The organism is Streptomyces sp. NPDC015532 (assembly GCF_043078065.1).
In the GTDB taxonomy this organism is placed as follows: domain Bacteria; phylum Actinomycetota; class Actinomycetes; order Streptomycetales; family Streptomycetaceae; genus Streptomyces.
This window is the reverse complement of the sequence record NZ_JBIBSY010000021.1, coordinates 64937-87678: the sequence shown is the minus strand read 5'-3', so window position 1 is coordinate 87678 and position 22742 is coordinate 64937. Positions and strand designations below refer to the sequence as shown.

Annotated in this window: 22 protein-coding genes; 12 read left to right on the top strand and 10 right to left on the bottom strand. The window is 71.7% G+C overall.

What is annotated here, in order from left to right:
- Positions 1-56 precede the first annotated feature (56 nt).
- The gene (locus ACF07B_RS38875; protein ID WP_392182380.1) at positions 57-554 is read right to left on the bottom strand and encodes a lamin tail domain-containing protein; all 498 of its coding nucleotides are present in this window, start codon (positions 552-554) and stop codon (positions 57-59) included.
- A gap of 170 nt (positions 555-724) precedes the next feature.
- On the opposite strand from ACF07B_RS38875, the gene ACF07B_RS38870 reads away from it, so the two are divergent.
- The 4 genes from ACF07B_RS38870 (at position 725) to ACF07B_RS38855 (ending at position 2748) form a co-directional block, all read left to right on the top strand.
- The gene (locus tag ACF07B_RS38870; protein WP_392182379.1) at positions 725-994 is read left to right on the top strand and encodes a DUF6400 family protein; all 270 of its coding nucleotides are present in this window, start codon (positions 725-727) and stop codon (positions 992-994) included.
- Positions 981-1238 (top strand): hypothetical protein, encoded by a 258-nt coding sequence (locus ACF07B_RS38865; protein ID WP_362402275.1) that lies wholly within the window; start codon positions 981-983, stop codon positions 1236-1238. Before ACF07B_RS38870 ends, ACF07B_RS38865 begins: the two co-directional genes overlap by 14 nt.
- 398 nt (positions 1239-1636) lie before the next feature.
- Entirely contained in the window at positions 1637-2128 is a 492-nt protein-coding gene (locus ACF07B_RS38860; protein ID WP_392182378.1) for a hypothetical protein, read from the top strand.
- Between the two features lie 248 nt (positions 2129-2376).
- Positions 2377-2748 (top strand): alpha-amylase, encoded by a 372-nt coding sequence (locus tag ACF07B_RS38855; protein WP_392182377.1) that lies wholly within the window; start codon positions 2377-2379, stop codon positions 2746-2748.
- 32 nt (positions 2749-2780) lie between these two features.
- Here the strand turns inward: ACF07B_RS38855 and ACF07B_RS38850 are convergent, their stop codons facing one another.
- The 3 genes from ACF07B_RS38850 to ACF07B_RS38840 all read right to left on the bottom strand — a co-directional run bounded on the left by ACF07B_RS38850 (position 2781) and on the right by ACF07B_RS38840 (position 6007).
- Positions 2781-3440: a hypothetical protein gene (locus ACF07B_RS38850; RefSeq protein ID WP_392182376.1), complete on the bottom strand. Its 660-nt coding sequence runs from the start codon at positions 3438-3440 to the stop codon at positions 2781-2783.
- The gene (locus tag ACF07B_RS38845; protein ID WP_392182375.1) at positions 3437-5080 is read right to left on the bottom strand and encodes a protein kinase; all 1644 of its coding nucleotides are present in this window, start codon (positions 5078-5080) and stop codon (positions 3437-3439) included. Before ACF07B_RS38845 ends, ACF07B_RS38850 begins: the two co-directional genes overlap by 4 nt.
- Positions 5081-5209: 129 nt before the next feature.
- Complete coding sequence (locus tag ACF07B_RS38840) at positions 5210-6007, bottom strand: oxidoreductase (RefSeq protein ID WP_392182419.1); 798 nt, start codon at positions 6005-6007, stop codon at positions 5210-5212.
- A gap of 332 nt (positions 6008-6339) precedes the next feature.
- Here ACF07B_RS38840 and ACF07B_RS38835 point away from each other — a divergent pair, with 332 nt between their 5' ends.
- Entirely contained in the window at positions 6340-7080 is a 741-nt protein-coding gene (locus ACF07B_RS38835) for a flavodoxin family protein (protein ID WP_362402289.1), read from the top strand.
- A gap of 1 nt (position 7081) precedes the next feature.
- Here the strand turns inward: ACF07B_RS38835 and ACF07B_RS38830 are convergent, their stop codons facing one another.
- A complete protein-coding gene (locus ACF07B_RS38830) occupies positions 7082-8140 on the bottom strand; it encodes a PucR family transcriptional regulator (RefSeq protein ID WP_369483207.1) in 1059 nt (352 codons plus the stop codon).
- 234 nt (positions 8141-8374) lie between these two features.
- Positions 8375-8944 (bottom strand): TetR/AcrR family transcriptional regulator, encoded by a 570-nt coding sequence (locus ACF07B_RS38825; RefSeq protein WP_392182374.1) that lies wholly within the window; start codon positions 8942-8944, stop codon positions 8375-8377.
- Between the two features lie 71 nt (positions 8945-9015).
- Between ACF07B_RS38825 and ACF07B_RS38820 the strand changes: the two genes are divergently transcribed.
- Positions 9016-9507, top strand: a complete 492-nt coding sequence (locus ACF07B_RS38820) for an FBP domain-containing protein (protein ID WP_362402295.1) — start codon at positions 9016-9018, stop codon at positions 9505-9507.
- Positions 9508-9780: 273 nt separating this feature from the next.
- On the opposite strand, the gene ACF07B_RS38815 is transcribed toward ACF07B_RS38820, so the two are convergent.
- The gene (locus ACF07B_RS38815; protein WP_392182373.1) at positions 9781-10437 is read right to left on the bottom strand and encodes a hypothetical protein; all 657 of its coding nucleotides are present in this window, start codon (positions 10435-10437) and stop codon (positions 9781-9783) included.
- A gap of 403 nt (positions 10438-10840) precedes the next feature.
- Here ACF07B_RS38815 and ACF07B_RS38810 point away from each other — a divergent pair, with 403 nt between their 5' ends.
- The 3 genes from ACF07B_RS38810 (at position 10841) to ACF07B_RS38800 (ending at position 13858) form a co-directional block, all read left to right on the top strand.
- On the top strand, positions 10841-11260 hold the full coding sequence (locus tag ACF07B_RS38810) for an ATP-binding protein (protein WP_392182372.1): 420 nt from the start codon (positions 10841-10843) through the stop codon (positions 11258-11260).
- A gap of 98 nt (positions 11261-11358) precedes the next feature.
- Positions 11359-11880 (top strand): hypothetical protein, encoded by a 522-nt coding sequence (locus ACF07B_RS38805; protein ID WP_392182371.1) that lies wholly within the window; start codon positions 11359-11361, stop codon positions 11878-11880.
- Between the two features lie 85 nt (positions 11881-11965).
- Positions 11966-13858, top strand: coding sequence for a glycoside hydrolase family 15 protein (locus tag ACF07B_RS38800; protein WP_392182370.1), 1893 nt, complete (start codon positions 11966-11968; stop codon positions 13856-13858).
- A gap of 48 nt (positions 13859-13906) precedes the next feature.
- Here ACF07B_RS38800 and ACF07B_RS38795 read toward each other — a convergent pair whose 3' ends face one another.
- Positions 13907-14728, bottom strand: a complete 822-nt coding sequence (locus ACF07B_RS38795; protein ID WP_392182369.1) for a maleylpyruvate isomerase family mycothiol-dependent enzyme — start codon at positions 14726-14728, stop codon at positions 13907-13909.
- Positions 14729-15031: 303 nt separating this feature from the next.
- On the opposite strand from ACF07B_RS38795, the gene ACF07B_RS38790 reads away from it, so the two are divergent.
- Entirely contained in the window at positions 15032-15394 is a 363-nt protein-coding gene (locus ACF07B_RS38790; protein WP_392182368.1) for a DUF1330 domain-containing protein, read from the top strand.
- Between the two features lie 109 nt (positions 15395-15503).
- Here ACF07B_RS38790 and ACF07B_RS38785 read toward each other — a convergent pair whose 3' ends face one another.
- Both ACF07B_RS38785 and ACF07B_RS38780 read right to left on the bottom strand, forming a co-directional pair.
- Entirely contained in the window at positions 15504-16730 is a 1227-nt protein-coding gene (locus ACF07B_RS38785) for a carbohydrate-binding protein (protein WP_392182367.1), read from the bottom strand.
- Between the two features lie 264 nt (positions 16731-16994).
- Complete coding sequence (locus ACF07B_RS38780; RefSeq protein ID WP_369485969.1) at positions 16995-17642, bottom strand: TetR family transcriptional regulator; 648 nt, start codon at positions 17640-17642, stop codon at positions 16995-16997.
- Positions 17643-18229: 587 nt separating this feature from the next.
- Here ACF07B_RS38780 and ACF07B_RS38775 point away from each other — a divergent pair.
- A complete protein-coding gene (locus ACF07B_RS38775) occupies positions 18230-19681 on the top strand; it encodes an alpha/beta fold hydrolase (protein WP_392182366.1) in 1452 nt (483 codons plus the stop codon).
- Between the two features lie 247 nt (positions 19682-19928).
- The gene (locus ACF07B_RS38770) at positions 19929-22742 is read left to right on the top strand and encodes a hypothetical protein (RefSeq protein ID WP_392182365.1); all 2814 of its coding nucleotides are present in this window, start codon (positions 19929-19931) and stop codon (positions 22740-22742) included.

Here is a 22742-nt window from a genome sequence, read left to right as displayed (position 1 = left end):
GGGCGGACGGTGCCCGGCGGCCTGCGAGGACCGGTCAGCGGCCCCCGGTGCTCGGCTCAGCCGTGGTACGAGACGTAGCCGTTGCCGTCACGGTCGTTGGCCGACTTGGAGTACGCGTGGGAGTCGGCGTGGGCTCCGGACGACTTGTACAGGTAGATGCTGTCCTTGTCGTTGTTCCAGATGAAGTTGCAGTTCTGGCGGTAGACGACGTTGCCGGCGTCCGAGTCCGTACCGTGGCCGCCGCGGAGCTTGATGTAGTCCCCGGGCTCCAGGTAGTGGTTCGCCGGGAAGGTGAACTTGTTGCCCGTCGCGTCCTTGACGACGTAACCCCTCAGGTTGACGGTCGTGCCGGACGAGTAGTTCTTGATCGTCAGGTACTCGTTCTTCGTGTTGCCGCTGGAGCAGCTGTTGGAGTCCCGGCCGGGCGCGTCGTACTGGACGCCCTTGATCTTCAGCGCGGACGAGTACTCCGTGGCCTGGGCCGGAGCCGTGGCGATGGCGGCGAGCGTGCCGGCAGCGGCGGCGGTGACGGCCAGGGCAGTGCGGATACGCATGAGGAATCCCCCCTCAGTGGTGCGGATGGAGCTCCAGGAGCATACCGATGGTGTGATCAATGGATGACGGAGATGTGTGGAACTCGTGAGCGTCCGCCCGCCTCGGGCCCGCTGTGACTTCTCCCACCTCCTCTTGTCCCGGCAAGAAAGGCATACCTAAGTTCTCTCCCATGGCCCCACAGAACCCCTCGCTCCCCACCGGCCCCGATTCCGGGCCGGTCGAGTTCTCCGTCGACCTCACCGCCCACGAGGTGCTGCGGCAGGCCCAGGTCCTGGCCGCTCTCGGCCCCGACTGGGACCCCATGGAGGTGATGCGCCAGGAGGAGGCCGCGTACGCACTCCTGTACTCCGGTCTCGACGAGCGGCAGCAGCGCGTCTACGACGAGCTCGTCGCGGCCGGCGTGCTTCCCCGTCGCGGAGACGGCCGTGCTGCCGCTTGACCCGCAGGCGGACATCGGGCGGCGCGCCTGGGTGACCTGCCCGAACTGCGCCGACAGCCGCGGATGCGCCTCCTGCGAGCAGCGGAGGTCGTGCTCGGCCCACTGGCGCTACCTGCTCTCCACCACCGGAAGCCTGCTCCACCTCCAGTGCCCCTCGTGCACCCATGTCTGGGCCCACGAGACCGGATTCGGCGCCACCCGCTCCTGGTGGAGCCGCGTCACGGGCGGCCGCCCCGGGCACTGACCCGGCGGGCGGGTATCGCGGGCGCGGGATGCGCGCACCCCTGATGACCCGCATGTCACGGCGGGGTTATCCTCAGGGCCCCAGGCGGGTCGAACTCGTCCGACGCGCCGCTGTGGGAAGATCGCAACCCCGCACGGCAGCAGTCCGGGCCCGCGCACGCCATCGCTCGTATATTCGAGGACGTTCGCGCGGCCCACCGGTGAATGACGGACCGGCCCGCGCGGGTAAAGAAACTCCATGCGCGTCTGCGCGAACATCCCACTGCCGAAGGACTGCCGGTCTTGGACCTCCCACACTCAGAATCTCCTGCCGCGCGACGTCCGGGACGCTCGTGGACCGTCCGCATCTCCGGCCACAGCGACCGCACCGCGTCGGTCACGTGCTCCTCTCCCTGCGCCATGCCGCCGCGGTCCCGTGACCTCGCCGCGCTGCGCCGCTTCGCCGAGGCCCATGTCGGGGCCCACGCCCGCGCGGCCACCGTGCACGCGGACGCCGCCTGCGCCTGCCGCCAGGCGCAGTGCGCCGCCCACGAGGGCAGCCAGACGCACTGCATGGGCAGTGTGCTGCTCGTTCTGCGCCATGATCCGGCCATTGGCCAGGTGTGGAACCTGATGGAAGTCTGCGCCGCCTGCGCCCCGTTGATGACACACACCCGCGTCGTGGGGCGCGCGGTGCCGCGCACCCGTACGCCGTCCACGCCTCCCGCGCCGACGGCCGCCGCCGGTGCCCCCGCGGTCGCTCCGGCGGTCCCCGGCGGATTCAGCGCCCCGAGCGGCCCCGGCTTCAACAGCGCGGACGCGCCCCCGGCACCGTCACGTCGCCGTGCCGGCGGACATGGCCGCCCGCAGCCCCGGCAGGGCCGACGGGACCAGGGCAGATCTCGGGGCTGACCACCCGGCCGCCCGCACCGGGCCGACCCGCGGTCCCACCGCCACCGGGCCGGCCCCGCGCACAGGTCCTACCGGAGGGGGGCACAAGGCCCGGGTCGGGACATTTCCGTGAACAGCACCTGTTCGGTTGAGAGTTCATCATCGACTGAAAGAGGTTGCATGACTTTGCGCAATTCTTGCAGGCGTTGCAAGGTGGCACGCGCCGCGGCTCCACGGCCGCCGCTCCCGCCGACATGAAGGACGCCTCCATGGTCACCACCAGTCGCCCCATCCATCCGCGCGGGCTCAGGACGGCTCTGGGTCTGTCCGTCGCGATTCTGGGCCTGCTCGGTGCCGCCCAGGTGCCCGCCGCCGCGCGAGACGCCGGGCAGGGGGTCCTCGCGGGCGACGCCGTCGACGCGTCACCCGTCCCGGACTGCGTGCACTACTACAGCGACTGGCGCTACACGACCGTCGTCAACGACTGCGGCACCACCGTGGACGTCACCGTCCAGTACACCGACGGCCAGGGCGCCCCGTGCCGCACCGTGCTTCCCGGCGCGATCGCCACCTTCGCCGGCTACGGCCCCCAGCTCAACTACGTCACCGGTCTGAGCGCCTGTACTCCGTCGAGCGTGTGACGTCCCCGCACACCCGGCCGGCCCGGGTCAGGTCAGGGGCACTGGTAGGTGAGCTTCGTCGACACCGTGCGGCGCACCGGTGACAGCAGGTGCAGCTCGGCGCGTGCCGCGTAACTGCCGTTGCCCTGGAACGTCCACAGCAGGTGCAGTCGCGCCCGCTTCTGGTGACGCGTCAGATCCTCGTGCAGGACGCCCGAGGAGGTGCCGTCGCTGCGGACCCAGCGGTACGTGATCTCGCCGGGGCTGCCGTTGGTGGTGACCGTGCCCGTGATGTCGGCGGTCTCGTCGCATCCGGGCGAGGGGGTCACGGCCGCCACGGTGATGCCCTCCACCCCGAGGGACGGCGCGGGGCGATGCCACAGGAGCAGGGCGACGACGGCCAGCAGCACCACGGCCGGCAGCGCGTGCCGCCGCCAGGTCCTACGGCGTACCGGCACGGCCGGAGGAGTCACGGCCACGCGGCGCATGGTGTCGGCGTTCACGCCGGGTCCGAAGCGCAGCAGGGTGCCCTCGACCCGGTCGGGCGCGACGGCCCCGGCCGCCGTTCCCGACAGCGCAACCGTCGGCGAACTCCCGGTGAGGGAAAGCGTGTCGGAGGAGTCAGGACGCTGGATCCAGTGGCTGGCCAGCACGGTCGCGCTGTAGTCGTCGTCGGGGGAGTGGGCGCCCGGGGCGCCGGAGTCGTCGTTCATCGCAGGGAGCACCGCCGGGTCAGGAGCTGTTGCCAGGCACCGCCGTCGGCGGAGGCCGGCTGGGTGTCGGCCCGGACACCCCAGTAGCAGCCCGCTGCCTGGAACGTGTGGTCGAGGGCGATGGTGTACTGGGTCGAACCGCTGCGCCGGTACGTCTCCGCCGCCCCGTCCTGGGTTCCGGCCTGGCCGCTGACCTCACCGGTGAACCACGCGACCGTGAGGGTGACCGGCCCGGTGCCGTCGGTGGTGATGGTCGCCGTCGCCGCCGCGGTCGCCGTGCCCGTCTGCCGGAATTCGCCGAAGGCGACGGACTTGACCTTGACGCCGAGCGTGGGCGAAGGGGACGTCGTGGCGGGCTCGGACGTCGTCGTGGCCGGTGGCGTCGGAGGCGCCGCGGTGGCCGACGCGGACGCCGGACCGGACACCGACGCGGACGGCTGCGCGGTGACGTCCGTGGCCGAACCGGAGGGCGAGGGCGGAGCCGACACGGAGGCCGAGGAGGACGGCGTCGGTGAGCCGGGGTCCGCCGTCGCCGTGGGGCCGCTGTCACCGGCCGGCTGCGCGCTGGTGGTGGCCAGTGCCTCCGCGGCCCTTCGGGGCGTGCCGAAGTCCGGGGCGTGCCGGTCGACGCCGTACGTCAGCAGGAGGGCCGCGACGAGCGCGGCCCCGGACACGAGCAGCGCGCGGAGACTCGGCTGCCAGGCCCGGATCCAGTCGGGTGCCCCGCCGAGGACCGTGCGCGCCGCGTCCGTGGCGTGGCGCGGAACGGAGGGGGCGGAGGGGAGCAACAGAAGGCACAGGGCCGCGAGCGCCGCGAGTCGCCGGCGGCCGCGCTCCTCCCAGTCCGGACCGTACGCGCCGCCGGCCGTGGCCTCTAGTTCCGCGACGAAGTCCTCTGCGTGGGCGGGCCGTTGACCGGGAGCCTTGGCGAGACCGCGCTGGACGAGGGAGCGGACCGGCGCGGGGACCTCGTCGGCGGGAATGGCCCCGTCCACGTGCTGGAGGGCGAGTTCGGCCAGGTTCTCGCCCGTGTAGGGCTTGCGGCCGGTCAGGCACTCGAAGAACGTCGCGGTCGCGGCGTACACGTCGGCGGCGGGGGAGGCGGGCGCGCCGGTCCACTGCTCGGGAGCCATGTACGACGGCGTGCCCGCGATACCAGCCGTGGTGCCGTCGGTGGCGGCGATCCCGAAGTCGACGAGCTTCGACGTGCCGTCGAGGCGGACGAGGACGTTCTCCGGCTTGTAGTCACGGTGGACGACGCCGATGCGGTGGGCGTCGGCGAGGCCGAGCAGCGAGCCCTTGAGGAGGACGAGGGCGGCTTCCGGATCGAGCGGGGCCTGCCGGCCGAGCAGGGCCCGCAGACACACCCCGTCGACGAGTTCCATGACGATGGCCGCGCCCTCGGGCCCCTCCACGTACTCGTAGAGACCGGCCACATGGTCGCTGCGCAGCCCGCCGAGCAGCCGCGCCTCCGCCCGGAACTCCTGCACGAAGCCCGGACGGGTGCGCAGCGACTCGCTGAGGTACTTGACCGCGACCGGATGGCCGGTCTCCTCGTGCACGGCCAGCGCGACGCGTCCGCTCGCCCCCGAACCGAGCTCGCGGGACTCGGTGTAGCCCGGTACCGCCCAACCGCTCATGACCCATGCCTCCCCGGGACGTGGGGCCCGTGAGGCATTCCGGTGCCCACGCGCTCCAGTCGTGTGCTGTGAGACACGATCGGGGCCGCTTCGGTTGCAGGCGGCGCGGAACGGATCGCCGGGTGCCCGCTACCCCAGTTCGGCGAGGTCCTCCGCGGTCAGTTCGAGCGCTCCGGCGGCGATGTTCTCCTCCAGGTGTGCCAGGGAGCCGGTGCCGGGGATGAGCAGGATGTTGGGCGACCGGGCCAGCAGCCAGGCCAGGGCGACCTGGGGTGTGGTCGCCCGGTGGCGGGAGGCCACGGCCTCCAGGTGCTCGGCGGTGACCGGCTGGAAGCCGCCGACCGGGAAGAAGGGGACGAAGGCGACGCCGGCCTCCGCGCACGCGTCGACCAGGGGATCGTCCCCGCGCTGGGACAGGTTGTAGAGGTTCTGGACACAGGAGATCGGCGCGACCTTGCGGGCCTCGGCGAACTGGTCGGCCGAGATGTTGGAGACGCCCAGATGCCGGATCAGTCCCTCGTCCCGCAGCGCCAGCAGCGCTTCCAGCGGCTCGGCCAGGGAGGCGGTGCCGGCTTCGCCGACATCACCCATCCGGAGGTTCACCACGTCCATCCGGTCCAGGCCGAGCGAGCGGAGGTTCGCCTCGACACCGCGGCGCAGATTGTCGGCGGTCAGGCCCGTCTTCTCGTCCGCGGGCAGGGTGATGTCGGCGCCCTCCACCAGGGCGCCCACCTTGGTCACGATCACCAGGTCGTCCGGATAGGGGTGCAGCGCCTCCCGGATCAGCTCGTTCGCCGACACCCCGTCACGCGCGTAGTAGTACGAGGTGTCGATGTGGTTCACCCCGAGCTCCACGGCGCGGCGCAGAATGCCCAGCGAGGTGTCCCGGTCCGGCCGCTCACCCCTCGGCCAGCCGGTCAGTTTCATCGCGCCGTATCCGATACGCGCGACGCCCAAGTCGCCGCCGAGTTCCCATCGTTCAGTCGTCACGATCACCACCCTACGGGTCACGGGGCGCGGGTCGCGGGTCGTACGCGTTCGCATGAGGGCGCACGGCACGCGTCCCACCGCGTACGTCCCGCATCCGCACGGGGCGCGACACTCCGGTGCGCGCCCTGTGTGAGGCGCTCCAGTGAGTCGGTCGAGGACAAGCCGGGGCATACGGGAGACGCTGCCCCTGAGCACCCTGCGGACCCGACCACCGAGTCAGCTCCGTTTCCCGGCCCGCACCCCCGCGGCCCCGCACCAAGGAGTCACCCGTGACCGAGTCACCGTCGACCTCGGCAACCGACGACGCGTACCGCTTCGAGGACCTGCGCGCCCTGTTCATCAACTGCACCCTCAAGCCGGCACCCCAGCTGAGCCACACCGAAGGGCTGGTCGACAAGAGCAGCGCGATCATGGAGGCGCAGGGAGTCACGACCGAGGTCGTCCGCGCCGTCGACCACGACATCGCCCCGGGTGTCTACCCGGACATGACCGAACACGGATTCGCCACGGACGACTGGCCCGCCATTCAGGAGCGGGTGATGGCCGCCGACATCCTCGTCCTCGCCGGGCCGATCTGGCTCGGTGACAACAGCTCGGTCACCAAGCAGGTCGTCGAGCGGCTCTACAGCGGCTCGGGACTGCTCAACTCCGCGGGTCAGTACGCCTACTACGGGCGCGTCGGCGGCTGTCTGATCACCGGCAACGAGGACGGTGTGAAGCACTGCGCGATGAATCTCCTCTACAGCCTCCAGCACCTCGGCTACACCATCCCGCCGCAGGCCGACGCCGGCTGGATCGGGCCGGCGGGACCCGGCCCGTCGTATCTCGACCCGGGTTCGGGCGGCCCCGAGAACGACTTCACCAATCGCAACACCACCTTCATGACCTGGAACCTGATGCACATGGCGGCCCTGCTGAAGCGGTCCGGCGGTATTCCCGCCCACGGCAACCAGCGTTCGCGATGGGACGCGGGCTGCCGTCCGGACGCCCCGAACCCCGACTACCGCTGAGTCACAGATCCCGTGCGGGCCAGTCCAGCAGCCGGGCGCCGATGACCGCGGTCTGGAGCGTGTAGCGGTGCGCGGGGCCGGTGGGGTCGGCGCCGGTGAGCTGGTGGATGCGTTCGAGGCGGTAGGTCAGGGCGCGCACGCTCAACGAGAGCCGGCGGGCCGCGGCCGCGGCGACGCAGCCCGTGTCGAAGTACGCGGTGAGGGTGTCCAGGAGCGGCTGGGCACCCCCGCGGGCCGCGGTGAGCGGTCCGAGCGTGACGAGGACCAGGTCGGCCATCGCCTGGCGGTCCCGGGTCAGCACCGGGTACACGAGCAGGTCGGCGGCGCGCAGTACGGGCGTGTCCAGGCCGAGCCGCTCGGCGAGTTCGAGGGCGTTCAGCGCCTCCTCGTAGGACTGCACGACCCCGCCGGGGCCGGGCCGGGGCCGGCCGACGGCCACCTGTCCGCCGGCGGTGGCCGCGTGCGCCTGCTGGGCGAAGTGGGTGAGGATGTCGTCCTGTTCGCCGGGCGCGATGCACAGCATCCTGCCGTCCTTCGTGGTGAACAGGATGCTGCGGTCGCCGAAGCGGGCGATGAGCGCCCGCTCCACCTGGCGGGGTACGGGCGCCGATTCGTCGTAGGCCGTCGGTCCCTGCGCGACGGCGACGGCGTGCGTGGGGGAGAGCCGCAGACCGAAGCGCTCCGCGCGCTCGGCCAGACGGCCCAGGTCGCTGCGCCCGTAGAGGAGGTCGTCGATGAACTCGCGCCGGGCGGCCTCCTCCTTGCGCACGGCGAGGAGCTGGGCCCGGCCGTACCCCTCGGTGAAGGCGTCGATGACCTGCTGGACCGCGGCGAGTGCGCTGTCGGCCGAACCGGGCGAGGCGGGCCAGGCGGCACGGGCGGCGGACAGGTGGGCGCTGACGAGGGCGGGCAGGCCGTGGCCGGCGTCGGCGGCCTCTTCGCCCAGGCAGCGCCGGGACTCGATCTCGTCGCGGGTCAGGCGCCTGCCGGTGGCGGAGACATCCGTCAGTATCCGGGCGTAACCCTCCAGGTACCGCTCCGGTATCCGCCGGTCCATCAGTTCGCCCCCGGTTTCTTGACGGCCCGGTGTCGACTTCTTGACGGTGACCGGCACGCAGAGCCTAGGCAACACTGCCGGGAACCGGCAATGCGCCTGCCGCGCACGGCGATGGACGATGGCGGCAGGGGAGCACGGCGGATGGTCCTGTGCCGGACACCGGCAGCGTCGACGGCTGTCCGGCACGGGACCGGGAAGCGCGTGCTGTCGGTGCCGCGGGCCGGCGGAGCGCCGGGCTCAGGGCGCGGGCCAGTTGCGCAACAGGGCGTCGAGGGCGTCCAGGACGCGCGCCCAGCTTTCCGCCGAGTCGGGGGCGCTGTGGCTGAAGCCCCCACTCGACTCCAGGCTCACATAGCCGTGGAACACGCTGCCCAGCATCCGGACCGCGTGTGTCTCATCCGGTTCCGTGAGGTCGTAGCCCCGCAGGATCGCCCGCATCATCCGCGCGTGCTTGACGCCCGCGCTCGCCGCCGCGGTCTCGGGGTCGAGCCTGAGCTGTGCGGCGGCGTAGCGGCCGGGGTGCTCCCTGGCGTAGTCGCGGTAGACGTTCGCGAAGGCGGTCAGCGCGTCCCGGCCGGCCCGGCCCGCCAGCGCGGCGGCGCCCCTCTCGGCGAGTTCGTCCAGGGCGAGCAGGGCGATGCGGGTCTTGAGGTCCTGCGAGCTTTTCACGTGCGAGTACAGGCTCGCCACCTTGACGTCGAACCGCCTGGCCAGCGCCGAGACGGTCACCTGGTCGAAGCCGACCTCGTCGGCCAGCTCCGCCCCCGCCCGTGTCAGGCGTTCGGCGTTCAGTCCCGCGCGACCCATGTCCTTCCTCTCCCTCGACGTAACCGATTATGCATTTGCCTAAAGCCTTTAGGCAAATTACCGTGAGCCTTATGAAGCCGTTGACCGAGCAAGAGATCCGTGCCGCGTTCGTGAACTGCACCAAGGGCGAGGCGAAGCGTCTCTCCGTCCCGCGCGACCTGGCGGAGCGGCCCTGGGACGACCTGGACTACCTCGGCTGGCGGGACCCCCAGGCGCCCGATCGCGCCTACGTCGTGGCCGAGTCGGGAGACGGCCCGAAGGGCATCGTGCTGCGCTGCCCCAGCACGACGGCGGGGCAGTTGCGGCGCAGCATGTGCTCGGTGTGCGTGACCACCCACACCGGAGGCGTCTCCCTGATGGTCGCGCCCAAGGCGGGGAAGGCCGGGCAGCAGGGCAACTCGGTCGGTGCCTACCTGTGCAGCGACCTCGCCTGTTCGCTGTATGTGCGGGGCAAGCGGGACGCGGGCGTCGGAGGGCGGCTGCACGAGTCGCTGACGCCGGAGGAGAAGATCCAGCGGACCGTGGCGAACCTCGCGGCGTTCATCGCCAAGGTGACGGCCTGACCCGTGCCTCGGCCGGCGGCGGGCCGCGGCGCGAACGCCGCGGCCGCGGCACCGGACTTCACCGGCTCCCGCGGGACCTCGTCAGGTCCTCGGGGCGGCGCCGAACGCCTCAGGGAGAGAGCGCGTCAAGTGGTGTGGTGTGTGGTCGCGCGGGACACATGTCGAGGGTCCTCGCGAGCTCCGGACTGTTCGCCCGTAGCGCCCGTAAGCCCGTAGCGCCCGCGAGGCCGCGTGGATGGGCAAGTCCCGCACGGTTGACCGGGGTAGACCTGGTCAGTCGCTGTCCTTCTTCGCCTCTGCCTTGACCTTCGTCTCCGCCTTCACCGGCTGTTCCGCGGCGGGCGACGGCTCGTCGGCGTCGACGGCCGTGTAGAACACGGAAGTGCCCTGCTTGGCGCGGTGGGCATGGCTCTTGGCCACAAGGTTCTCCAGCGTGGTCCGGACGACGTTGGTCTGGATGCGCCGCTCGGGGTGGATCTGGACCAGCGCCGTGGAGACCTCGGCGGCGGAGCGCGGTTCCCGCTGCTCCGTGAGGTAGCGGCGGATGAGTTCGATGAGGGTGGGCTGCGTCGAGACGGCCTCGGCCACGGGCTTCTTGGCCGCGGACGTCCGCGCCGTGGCCTTCGCGCTGTCGGCCTTCTTGGTCCGTGCGCGCTTGCCCTCGGCGGACTTGCCGGCAGACTTCTGACGGGGCACAGAGGTCGTCGCCGCCGGCTCGGGGCCGGTCTCGACGGGCGCGGCTGCGTCTCCCAGCGCCTGACGCAGGTTGGTCAGGACGGTGTGGTCGTGGCGCAGAGCGTCCAACTGCTCCTGAAGCGCCTCCATTTCCCCACTGATCCGCTCCTGCTCCTTGGCGTTGCGCTCCAGGTCGGCGACGACCTGGGCCGTGTACTGCGATGTCAGTTCGGTGGGAGTCTTGGTGTCGGGCACGATGGGACCTCTCTTCGACGCGCGGTCGCACATGAACACACCGGGAAGGTGCCGTGGGGCAGGGCGTGTTGGTGTCGACCGGGCTGCATGGCTGGGCGACCGCACGTGGTGCGTATGCCCCGGCTTACAGATAGTACGGACAGTGTTGGCCCGTTGTTCCTTTCGCGTGCGGGTTCGCCCCAAAGGGGAGTTCGGGTCGTTCCTCGGGACGGGCTCCCTCCCCGTCGTCCGGGCTCCGTTCCGGGCACATGAGTGCCCTGCCCGAACTCCTCGGCGGCGCCGGCGTGGAGGGCCCCCGCGATGCGCGGGAAGGATCGGTGGTGGTGCTGACTGTACGCATGGCTCGCGGGTACACGACCGTACGAGAGGACACGGACGACACCAGCGGAAGCGAGGACGGGCCATGGCGGTCAAGGCGATGGGCTGGGCGCACTCGTTCCCGGCCTCCGGAGGGGTGAGCGCCGGTCGGCGCTGGACCCGTGGGCACCTGGAGTCCCTGGCGTGGACGGCGGAGGAGCCCGAGACGGTGGACGCCGTGGTGCTGACGGTGTCCGAGCTGCTCACCAACGCCCACATCCACGCCCGGAGCGACGCGCATCTCGTTCTCACCTGGGACGGCGACTGCCTGCACGTGAGTGTCCACGACGAGGACTCCACCCTGCCGCTCCAGCGTGACCCGGAGCCGGGAGCGCTGTCCGGCCGCGGGGTGGGCATCGTGCGGATGCTCGCCGACGAGTGGGGCATGAAGTGCCAGCGGCACGGGAAGACGGTCACGGCGTGTTTCCGCCCGTCCGGCGCCCGGCAGCGCGGTGACGGCGGCTGAGGCCCGCTTCCTCCCCGCCGCCGGACGCACTGCTTGCGAGTCCGCCCGGACGGCCCACCCGTCGGGCAGGGGCGTGGCCCGCCGCCTATCGTGAACGGGTGAGTGGCTCCAGCGTTCCGCCCGACGGCGGGGATGACGCACACCGGTCGGCACATCACCGGACCGACTACGCGGGCGCCATCTACGGCTCCATCCTGGCCGCCTCCGTGGTGGCCACGGCCGGAACGACAGGGGACTACCCGCGCCTCCAGGCGGTCGTGCTGCTGGTGGTCAGCGGCCTGGTGTTCTGGGCGACCCATGTCTACGCGCAGATCGCCGGGGAACGCATCGTCGGCCAGCGCTGGTCGCTGCGCCAGATCCGCCGGATCGGCACGCACGAGTGGTCCATCGTCGAGGCGGCCACCCTTCCCGCCGCCGCGGTGGCCCTCAGCGCCCCCTTCGGGACGAGTGTGGGCACGGGCCTGTGGATCGCGCTGGGCATCGCGGTGGCCCAGCAGGTCATGTGGGCATGCCTCGGAGCCGTCCGCGCCGGCGCCTCCCGCGGGCTGGTCGTCGCGGAGGGCTTCGTCAACCTGGCCCTGGGCCTGATCATCGTCGCCGCCAAGGTGGTCCTGCACTGAGCACCCGAGAACGCCCGTGACCCCGGACGACTCGTTAGCCTGGAGCGGAGGGGGAGGCTCGGGTAAGGGCCCAGAGGAGGCCGGTATGGCCGGTACGGCGGACATGAACTCCGGGGTCGGAGCCGACGGCGCCACCCGTGGCGCGCCCGGCAGCGCGTACGGCACGGGCACCCACCGCTACCTGCCCATCGCCGACCACGGGCTGATCGGGGACCTGCGCAGCGCGGCCCTGGTCGGCACCGACGGCACCATCGACTGGTACTGCTGCCCGCGCTTCGACGCGCCCAGTGTCTTCGCCTCGATCCTGGACGCCGACCGGGGCGGCTGCTTCGAACTCGCCGCGGACGTTCCGGCACGGACGAAGCAGTTCTACTTCCCGGACACGAATGTGCTGATCACCCGGTTCTTCGCGGACGACGGGGTCGGGGAGATCCAGGACTTCATGCCGGTCGTCGACGACTCGCGCGAGGCCGACCGGCACCGCCTGATCCGCCGGGTGGTGTGCGTCCGGGGCACCCTGCCCTTCCGCGCGCGCGTCGCCCCCCGTTTCGACTACGGGACGGTCCCGCACACCGTGCACGTCGACGTCGGCCAGGCCGTCTTCACCACACCCGCGCTCAAGCTGGCCCTGACGTCCACGGTGCCCGTCGAGGTCGCGGGGCAGGACGTGTGGTCGCTGTTCAAGCTGCGCGAGGGCGAGACCGCGGTCTTCGCCCTCGACCGGATCACCGACGAGGTGGCTCCGCGGTTCTGCGCCGTGACGGAGGCGGAGCGGGACTTCAAGGCCACCGTGCGCTACTGGCGGCACTGGCTGTCGCAGTCGCGCTACCGGGGCAGATGGCGGGAGATGGTGCACCGCTCGGCCCTCACCCTGAAGTTGCTCACGTACGCCCCCACCGGCGCCATCATCGCCGCGCCGACGACCAGCCTGCCCGAGCGGATCGGCGGTGAGCGCAACTGGGACTACCGCTACGTGTGGATCCGCGACGCCGCGTTCTGCGTGTACGCGCTCCTGCGCCTGGGATTCACCGACGAGGCCGAGGCCTTCATGGGTTTCCTGTCCGAGCACGTCCAGGGCGGCGTCCCGGAGAACGTCGGCCCCGACGGCCCGCTACAGATCATGTACGGCATCGACGGGCGTCGTGACCTGCCCGAACGCGAGCTGACCCATCTTGAGGGCTATCGCGGGTCCGCGCCCGTACGCGTCGGCAACGGCGCCGTCGGCCAGCTCCAGCTGGACATCTACGGCGCCCTCGTCGACTGCCTCTACCTCTACGACAAGTGGGGGCAGCCCCTCTCCAGCGCGCACTGGGACAGCATCCGCGGACTGGTCGACTGGGTGTGCGCGAACTGGGACCAGCCCGACGAGGGAGTGTGGGAGACCCGCGGAGGCCGTAAGCCCTTCCTCTACTCGCGTGTCATGTGCTGGGTGGCCATCGAACGTGCCATGCGGCTGGCCCGGCACCGTGGCCTGCCCGCCGACGTGCTGCGCTGGGGTGAAGCCCGCGACGCGATCTACCAGCGGATCATGAGCCAGGGCTGGTCCAGCAGCCGCAACGCCTTCACCCAGTGCGAGAACAGCGACATCCTCGACGCGTCGCTGCTGATGATGCCGCTCGGGAAGTTCATCTCCCCCACCGACCCCAAATGGCTCGCCACCCTCGACGCCCTGGGCGAGGACCTGGTGTCCGACTCCCTGGTCTACCGCTACGACCCGCAGACGAGCCCCGACGGTCTCCAGGGCGACGAAGGCACCTTCTCGATCTGCTCGTTCTGGTACGTGGAGGCACTCACCAGGGCGGGCCGTCTCGACGAGGCCCGGCTCGCCTTCGAGAAAATGCTCACCTACGCCAACCACCTCGGCCTCTACGCGGAGGAGATCGGCCACACCGGCGAACAGTGCGGCAACTTCCCCCAGGCCTTCACCCACCTCGCCCTCATCAGCGCCGCCTTCAACCTCGACCGCAGGCTCGGCTGACCCCTCGCGGAGCCGTCGCCGAGCGCGGGCCGGTGCGGGGCGGTGCGCTCAGGGCGCGGTGAAGAGGCCGGGGAAGCGGGGCGCGAGCCAAGGCTTGCGGCCACGGACGAGGATGCGGCCGCGGAGGATGGGGCTCACCTGTCCCTGGCGGCCGAGTGCCATCAGGAGGAAGGTGACCGGCTCGATGGAGATGGTGCAGTCCGGTCCCGCCGGTGGCCGCTCGTCGACGCTCACCACGCCGTCGGCCAGCGTCACGCCGAACGCGCCGCCGCCCCACAGCCGTATGGCGTAGCGGGCGTTCATGCCGGCGGTGTTGCGCGGTTCGGCCACCCGCGGCATCGCCGTGAGCAGGAACGGCAGGGTCAGCTCCACCCGGTCCCGGTCGAGCATGTGGGGCCGCCCCAGCGCGCGGGCGAGGTCGTAGCCGTGGCCGAGCATGTGTGTGAGCAGATACGAACCCAGGTCCTGTGGGCTCATCGAGCCCAGCGGAGTGACCACGGTCCCGTCCGCCGCGCCCTCCTCCAACGCCGTCACGCAGGCGTCGGCGTGCGTGACGATCATCGCCGCCAGCGGTTCCGCCGCCCGCTCCCCGAACTCCGCCAGTGACCGTTCGTTGGCCGCGGCCAGGCTCTGCGGAGTGCCGTCCCCGTAGGGGCGCGCATGTCCTTCCGCGAGCGCGGCCATCAGCTCGTTGGCCAGTGCCAGATGTGCGGCCGCCTCGCCGACACTCCACGTGGCGCCGGGGATCCGGCGATCCATGTCGGCATCGGAACGCAGCAGTGCGGCGATGTCCTCGGCGGTCTCGCGTATCGCCGTACCCAGCCCCTCGGGCAGCGACCTCCGCACGTCCTGCCCAGCCACTGGGTCCACGTCCTCGCCTTTCCTGCCGGCCTCGCCTCACCCGGGCCGCGGGCGGACCTGATGAGGTGAGGCGCCATGTGCTCACCGGGCGTACAGAAGATCAGGCATCGGCGGCAGCTACAAGACCCTGAACAGGGAGAACGCACTTCAGAGACGGACCTTCGGCGGAAAAGCGGTCATTTGTGCCGTCGTCGTCCCGCGACCGTGGCGGCGGGCGGCCGTCTCGGGTCGCTTACCTCCCGGGTAATCGACTCCTGCGGGCGCGGCTGCCAGGGTCGGTCGGGTACGGATCCCGAGAGGCCGGAGGACACCATGACCGCGTACGCCATAGCTCATCTGCGGGAAGCCGCACCGCACCCGGACATCGCCGAGTACATCGAGCGGATCGGCCCGACCTTCGAACCGTACGACGGCCGCTTTTTGGTGCATGCCACGCGGCACGAGGTGGTGGAGGGCGGCTGGCCCGGCCATGTCGTCGTGATCGGCTTCCCCGGCATGGCCGAGGCGCGTGCCTGGTGGGACTCACCGGCGTACCAGGACATCGCTCCGCTGCGTTCGCGGCACATCGAGGGGGACATCATCCTGGTCCCGGGTGTGCCCGAGGGCTACGACCCGACGGCCACCGCGAAGGTGATGAGGGAGGCGCTGCGTGCCGGCCCCGAGGCCGCGCGGTGAGGGGGCGGCGCCGCCCGGATCCCGGGTGACGCCGCCCCCTCGGCGCGGCAGCCCTGCGAAGCCGGACGGAGCGCCCGTGGGCGCACCCCGTCCGGAGCCGATCAGGTGGTCAGCAGGTGCCTTCGTCCTGCCACGGACCCCACTCGGCGCCGGTCGGCGTCTCGTTCTGGGTCCACCACTTGGCCTTCCAGTTGTGGTGGTTGTACGAGGCCTCGTCGCCGGCTGTGTAGACGGTCCCCGCGTTCCAGGCCGTCTTGCAGGCGCTGCTCGGCGGCGTGGGAGTCGGGGTCGGCGTGGGCGTCGGGGTGGGGGTGCCGGTGGGCGGGGTCGCGCCGGCGAACTTCACCGAATACTTCGCGAAGTCCCAGGAGTTCTGGGCCACGCTGGAGCAAGTACCCGACGTACGGCCGCCGTTGTCGGCGGGGGAGCACTGACGGTCGCGGTTGAGGGACCAGAAGGTGAAACGGTCCATCTTGTGGCTCGTGGCGAAGTCCAGCACCGTCTGGAAGTCGGCCTGGGAGAAGAACTCGCCGGTGTCACTACGCCCGTTCATGCCGGAGAAGCCCTCATGGGCGTAGGCGGTCGCCTGGTCCCAGCCGAAGGTCGACTGGAGGATCGTGTTGAAGTTGGCGAGCGCGCTGGTCTGGGACGCGGCGCCGTTGAAGCCGCCGTCGAAGGGCATGATGGAGAAGTTGTTCGGGGTGAAGCCCTGCGCCTTCGCCTCCAGCAGCATCTGCTTGCCGAACCAGCCCGTTCCGTCCGCCGTGCCGGCGGTGGTGACGGACACGTACAGGCCCGGGTTGTTCTGCTGAAGGATCTTGGCGGCGCCGATCTCGTTCTTGATGGCCGCCGTGTTCTCGTACTCCGGCTCCTCGAGGTCGAAGTCGACCGCGTGCAGGCCGTACTTGGTGATGACCTGCTGGTACGCGGCGGCGGTGGAGGCCGCGTCCGAGCAGGTCTGCCCGAGCTTGGTGCCGCCGTAGCCGCCGATCGAGATGGAGACGTCGCCGCCCTTGGCGCGGATGGTGTTGATGACCGACTGCACGGCGGTGTCCGAGGACACCGCTGCCGTTCCGCCCCAAGTGGGCGAGCAGCCACCGCCGTTGGGGGCGAGGACGAAGGCGAGCTGGAACGCCTTGAGACCGGTCGCGTCCATGATGGCGCCCGCGTCCGGCGGATCGTTGTCCAGCGGCATCAGGTAAGGGGCGGCGGCGTACCAGCGGTTGTTGAGCGCGGTGGTCGCGCCCGAGGCGCTGCCCGCGACGAGCGCGGTCGTGCCGACCGCGGCCAGGCTCACGGCGGCGGCCGCGCCCAGACATGCGCGAAGACGTCTCACTGTGCCTCCAGAGGGGTGGGGGAGTCCCCAGCTTCCGGGCTCTGTCGCGATCACGTCAATACGTTGGACTAGACCAAGCGGGCCTTTGGACTAGACCAGACGAACTCTTTACTCAACCGCCGTTCGCGCATGGCTAGCACACCGCTCTCATGCGGCTCGCGCACGGCTCGTACGCCGCTCACATGCGGCTCGCGCAGGAGCCGCATGTGGCTCGCCCGCGGTCCGTGGCTCCGGCTTGTGTGTCCTGACGGACCGTCGCCGGTGTCAGTACGGCAGGCCCTCCGACGCCGCGCGCAGTGCCGCGTGCATGCAGGCGGCGAGGTCCTCCTCCGACGCCTGTGCCTCGTCGGCGAAACGTACGGCGAAGTCCTCCGCCGCCGCGCGCAGCGCGCCGTTGACGGTGGCCGCGTGCACCTTCACCCGTAGATCGTCGGTGCTCCCGCCGGAACGCCGGGCGAGGACTTCGGTGAGGACGGGGAGCGCGTCGTCGTGGGCCTGGAGCCAGACGGCGCGCAGTGCGGGCTCGGTGGGTGTCATGCGGATCAGGTCGAGGACCGCGGGGTCGGCGGACGGCAGCGTCCCGTGGCGGCAGGAGCGCGTGAGGAAGTCCAGCAGGCCGGTCTCCGGTGGCCAGTGCCGCAGCTGATCCGTCGCGGCGTCGAGTCCCGCCGTCAGTAACGGGCGTACGCAGCTCTCCTTGGTGGGGAAGTGGCGCCACAGGGTGCGGGTCGAGACGCCCACCGCCTCCGCGATCTGGTCCCCGGTGGTGCTCGTGACGCCCTGGGAGACGAACAGGCGCACGGCCTCACGGGCTATGTCCAGACGGAGAGCCTCCTTGCGTCGTTCGCCCAGTGACGGCCGCGCGGCCGGCGCGGCCTTCGTGGCCCGGTCTGCGGGTGCCGCTTCGCGCACCGTCGCCCCACCACCCCTGTCTGTCCGACCGGAGGCAGCATAGCGAGGCGCTCAGAAATGACGCACGCAGACATCTTGTCACTGAGTGACATCCGCTCCTACTCTCCTGATGTGACTCGGGAGTAACTAGCGGGCGTCGAAAGGGACTTCGACCTCCGCCGCTGCCGGGAACCGATACAGGCACAAGGCGGCACGGGACAGCGAAGGACAGACAGCACGGAACGGCGGAGCCGCAGCCACGAGCCCCCGGGCTCCGCCGAACACGACCCCCGAGCCCTGCCGCCTCGCCCGGCGTCGTACGACGCGCGGGTGGACGCCGCACCACACGCCGCCCGGCCGACGGCGCGTCGGCGGTGTCCTTGTCCTGTCCACCTCCGCGATGCGGCCGGGCGGGGTCCCGTCCTGCCCTCTTCCGCGTCCCGGCACAGCTCTTCCCCCCTCACCGATCCGTGACCGTCACCGGCAGTCCCGCCGTGGCGGCCCCGGCCGGCATCCCCAGCCGCACCAGCCACACCCGGCGTCACGCCATTGACGCCGTCGGCCGCCCGCACGACCCCCACGTTTTGACGAAGCAGGGAGTGAGCCGCATGGAACGACCCCACAACACCCATCAGCCGCGTCCGGCGTCCGGCCGGCGCCCGGAGCGGGCTCTGCCCTCCGCGCACCCCGGAATCTCCACGCGCCCCGGGCCCTCCTCACGCCCCGGGCTCGCCGCACGGAACCGCGGCCGCCTCCTCGCCACCGCACTCGCGGTTCTCGCCTGTCTGAGCGTCCAGGCGATCCCCGCGGCGGCGGCCGGTGCCGGCGACGTGGTGTCCCGTGGCGTGACCATCCCCGCGTTCTACACGCCGCCCGCGAACCTCCCCGCGGCCAACGGCGCCCTGATCCGCAGCGAACCGCTCCCCCTCGCCCTCAGCCTGCCCGGCCTCGACGGTCCGCTCCCCGGCACCGCGACCCGCCTGATGTACAAGTCGACCGACTCCAACGGGCGGCCCGTCGCCGTGACCGGCGCCTACATCGAGCCCTCGGCCCGCTGGAAGGGCGACGGCCCGCGCCCCCTGGTGGCCGTGGCCCCCGGCACCATGGGCCAGGGCGACCAGTGCGCGGCCTCCATGGGGCTCGAACACCCGATCAGCCTGAACGACGAGACGGTTTCGGTCGGTTACGAGGACCTCGCGATCTACCGGCTGCTGGCCTCCGGCGTGGCGGTGGTCGTCACCGACTACGTCGGGCTCGGCGCGACCGACCGGCTCCACACGTACGTCGACCGCCTCGACGGCGGCCACGCGCTGCTCGACGCGGTCCGCGCGGCCCGCGCGCTGGCCGGAACGTCGGTCACCTCCGCCTCGCCCGTCGGCCTCTTCGGCTACAGCCAGGGCGGCGGCGCCAGCGCGTCGGCGGCCGAACTCCAGCCCTCCTACGCCCCGGACATCACCCTGGCCGGCACCTACTCCGGCGCGCCGCCCGCCAATCTCACCGAGGTGATCAAGGGCATCGACGGAAGCGCCCTCGCCGGCGCCCTGGGCTGGTCCCTCAACGGCTTCCTCCAGTCCGACCCCGACCTTCAGGGTTTCGCGGACGCCCACATCAACGCCGCCGGGAAGGCCGCGCTGAACGACCTCTCCACCATGTGCGTCGGCGACGCGATCCTCGGATACGCGTTCAAGAAGAGCACCTCCTGGACGACGGACGGCCGCTCCGTCAGCGACCTCGTCGCGAGCACACCCGCCCTCCAGGCCACGCTCGCCGACCAGCGCATCGGCAATCTGAAGCCGACCAGTCCGGTACGCCTGGTCACCGGCGTCCAGGACGACATCGTTCCGCACGCCCAGGCACGTCAACTCGCCGTCGACTGGTGCCGCAAGGGCGCCGACATCACGTACGACGCCGTCGTGCTGCCGAACCTCGGCGACGGACTTCTCCTCAACCATGTCGCGCCCCTCCTCACCGACCAGGGCGACGCCATCTCCTGGCTCACCGACCGCCTCTCCGGCAGGCGCGCCACCTCCAACTGCTGGACGATGCCCCTCCAGCCCTGACCTGCCCCGTGCGGGCCCCGGCGTCGATCCCCGGCGCCGGGGCCCGCGTGTGTCCGGCCGCCCCGTCAGGCGCACCCTCCTTCGCGTCGGAATGCTCGACTCCTCTTCCCTCCAAGGGAGTTGAGAGGCAAAAACACCGCTGGTGCGAGGCAACCCTTCGGCCTCCTCGTCCGTCCTCGTGGGACGGGGGAGCCCTTCGGGACCGATGTGGCGACGGGGGCGCATGCCGACCAGGAGGAGAAGAACCTTGTTCCGAGTCCGGCGAATAGGGGTCGTCGCTGCGCTGTTACTCGCAGCGGTCGCGGGATCGCCAGGATCGACCCAGGCACAGCACAACACCGCCGGCTCCGCGCGGTCCACGGGATCGGCCCCGGCGGAGAACGCCGACGGCGGACTTCCCGCCGGGTGGAGCGTCACCGGAGGGGGAGCGGCGCGACAGCTGGTCTGGCGCTCGGCCGAGCCGGTGCCCATCAGCGACTCGGGCGTCGCGTTCTATTCCGGGGACCGGTTCCTCGGCCGTCCCCTCGGCGCGCCGGACGGCCGCTCGTTCCGGCTCGCGCTGGGCCCGGCACAGGTGGGGAAGCCGTCCGACCTCCAGGCGCGGGCCGGCGAACGGCGTCTGGACGCGGCGGGCGCCGGGCGCAACCGGTCCGCCGGGCCGAAGGAGCCCGGAGAACGCTCCGGCCTGTCGGCCCAGCCGTCGGCCCGGGTGCCGGTGAACACCGTCGACCCTGGCAGGCCGGGTTCCTACCGGACGGCCACCGGTGACTACAAGCTCCCCTCGGTCCGCCTGCCCGGCCTGGCCGAGCGCGTGGAGATGCGTGCCGTGGTGGTCGCGCCCACGAACGCCCCGGGACACCGGCCGCTGGCCCTGTTCCTGCACGGCCGCCACGCCACCTGCTACACCACCCGCGGCCACGACCCCAGCGGAGAATGGCCCTGCCCGGCGGGCAGCAAGCCCATTCCGAGCTACCGGGGTTACCTCGCCGACCAGAAGCTGCTGGCCTCGCAGGGATATGTGACCGTGTCCATCGCCGCCAACGGCATCAACGGACAGGACTACGCGGCGGAGGACGGCGGCGCGCAGGCCCGGTCGTCGCTGGTGCGGCAGCACTTGGCCCGTTGGGCGAGCTGGTCCGAGCACCCGGCCTCCGCGCCCCCGGTCGTACGGCGGGCGGCTCCCGCGGACCTGTCACGCGTCCTGCTGGTCGGCCACTCGCGCGGTGGCGAGGGCGTGAACCGGGCGGCCATGGACAGCCTGTACGGTGCCCCGGCCGACCAGGACGGCTATCACGGGCCGGTGCGCTGGCACATCCGCGGCACCGTCCTCATCGGCCCCACGATCTTCGGGCAGAACCCGGCGCCCGACGTCCCCTCCGCGACGATCCTGCCCGGCTGCGACGGAGATGTGTCCGACCTCCAGGGCGAGATGTACGCGGACGCGACCCGCGGAGTGAGCCGCGGTGCCGCTCTGCACAGCGCCGTCTACATCGTCGGCGCCAACCACAACTTCTTCAACAGTGAGTGGACACCGGGCCAGGCCCAGGCGCCGGCGGAGGACGACTTCTGGAACGGGGACGAGCGCGACCGGGTGTGCTCGCCCGGCACCGCCACGAGGCTGACCGCCCGTCAGCAGCACACCGCCGGCTCGACCTACATCGCCGCCGCCGCGCGGCTGTTCGTCGCCGGTGACGACCGTGTACGGCCGCTGCTCGACGGCACGGGTCGGCGCGCGCCCTCCGCCGGTCCCGTCCGGGTTCTCACCCACGCGGTCGGCGGCCGCCGGACTCCGGCGTTCCTTCCGGACGGACACGTCTCCGTCGACGGCGGCAGGCTGTGCCAGCAGGTGACCGAGACCGTGTCGGAGGCCTGCCTCGGCTCCGGCAGGAGCGGTGTCTCGCCGCACTTCGCCACCTGGGCGGCGTCGCAGGAGCCGGGCCGGCGGGCCGTGGCACTGCGATGGACGTCCGCCGGTCACGCGGTCCGGGTGACGTCGGCGAGGCCGGTCTCGATCGCCGGCTCCCGGGACCTGGCGCTGCGTCTGATCGTTCCGCCGAACACCAGGGACGCCCGGTTCGACATCGGACTGACCGACACCTCGGGCCACCGGGCGACCCTGGGGCAGGTTCGTCTCGACGGCCTGCCCGGAACCGACCGCACCGCCTCGTTCTGGGGCCAGGAGGTCCGGCTGCCGCTGGCCGCCGCCATCCGTGCGGGGGTCGATCCCCACCGGGTGAAGTCCCTGGAGATCGTCCCGCGCACCGGCTCCGGGCAGGCGTGGCTCGTCGACTCGTGGGGATGGCGCGCCGGAACCCCCGCGGTCCCGGCGACGGACCTGGTACGCGTCGACATCGGCCGGCTGACCGTCGACGAGGGCGGCCCGGGCGTGCGGACCTACCACGTGCCGGTGAAGGTCACCGGCCGGGGGAAGGGCACGCTCCGGCTGTTCGTCGCCGATCCGGAAACGGGCCGGACCATCTCGCGCGAGGTGACCGTGGGGCCCGGTCAGAGCCCCGAGGTGCCGGTCGAGGTCCGGGGCAACACGCGCTACGGCTACGACGTGTCCCACGACATCTTCGTCAAGGCGGTCCACGGCGCCGTGACCGGTGCCTACCGGGGTGGTGTCACCGCGCGGAACGACGATCCGGCGCCCACCGTCGCGGTGACCCCGGCCGCCGCCAGTGCCGTCGAGGGCGGGAGCCTGACCTGGCGGATGTCGCTCTCCGAGGCTGCCGACGTGGAGGTCGGCGCCGACGTCGTCATCCTGCCCGTCGCCTCGGGCGCCGAACTGTCCACCACCGACGTCGATCCCGAGTGGCTGCGGAACAACACCGGCGAGGCACCACTGCCGTCACGGCCCCTGTCCCGGCTGCGCGGACTCTTCCTGTACCCCGACATCCCGCCCGGCCGGACGAGCGCCGAGATCACCATTCCCGTCGTCGCTGACACGGTGACCGAACCGGCGGAGACGGTACGGCTGCGTCTGCGGCTCTACGACGAGGAGAACGGCACACAGCACGAAGGCCCGGAGTTCACCGGCACGGTGCACGACCGCGCCTAG

What these genes read in the sequence shown, in the direction of transcription:
- ACF07B_RS38810 (WP_392182372.1), top strand. Translation starts at nt 10,841, where the DNA reads ATGGCGGTCAAGGCGATGGGCTGGGCGCACTCGTTCCCGGCCTCCGGA.
- ACF07B_RS38870 (WP_392182379.1), top strand. Translation starts at nt 725, where the DNA reads ATGGCCCCACAGAACCCCTCGCTCCCCACCGGCCCCGATTCCGGGCCG.
- ACF07B_RS38860 (WP_392182378.1), top strand. Translation starts at nt 1,637, where the DNA reads ATGCCGCCGCGGTCCCGTGACCTCGCCGCGCTGCGCCGCTTCGCCGAG.
- ACF07B_RS38855 (WP_392182377.1), top strand. Translation starts at nt 2,377, where the DNA reads ATGGTCACCACCAGTCGCCCCATCCATCCGCGCGGGCTCAGGACGGCT.
- ACF07B_RS38875 (WP_392182380.1), bottom strand. Translation starts at nt 554, where the DNA reads ATGCGTATCCGCACTGCCCTGGCCGTCACCGCCGCCGCTGCCGGCACG.
- ACF07B_RS38775 (WP_392182366.1), top strand. Translation starts at nt 18,230, where the DNA reads ATGGAACGACCCCACAACACCCATCAGCCGCGTCCGGCGTCCGGCCGG.
- ACF07B_RS38850 (WP_392182376.1), bottom strand. Translation starts at nt 3,440, where the DNA reads ATGAACGACGACTCCGGCGCCCCGGGCGCCCACTCCCCCGACGACGAC.
- ACF07B_RS38825 (WP_392182374.1), bottom strand. Translation starts at nt 8,944, where the DNA reads ATGGGTCGCGCGGGACTGAACGCCGAACGCCTGACACGGGCGGGGGCG.
- ACF07B_RS38790 (WP_392182368.1), top strand. Translation starts at nt 15,032, where the DNA reads ATGACCGCGTACGCCATAGCTCATCTGCGGGAAGCCGCACCGCACCCG.
- ACF07B_RS38840 (WP_392182419.1), bottom strand. Translation starts at nt 6,007, where the DNA reads ATGAAACTGACCGGCTGGCCGAGGGGTGAGCGGCCGGACCGGGACACC.
- ACF07B_RS38800 (WP_392182370.1), top strand. Translation starts at nt 11,966, where the DNA reads ATGGCCGGTACGGCGGACATGAACTCCGGGGTCGGAGCCGACGGCGCC.
- ACF07B_RS38845 (WP_392182375.1), bottom strand. Translation starts at nt 5,080, where the DNA reads ATGAGCGGTTGGGCGGTACCGGGCTACACCGAGTCCCGCGAGCTCGGT.
- ACF07B_RS38820 (WP_362402295.1), top strand. Translation starts at nt 9,016, where the DNA reads ATGAAGCCGTTGACCGAGCAAGAGATCCGTGCCGCGTTCGTGAACTGC.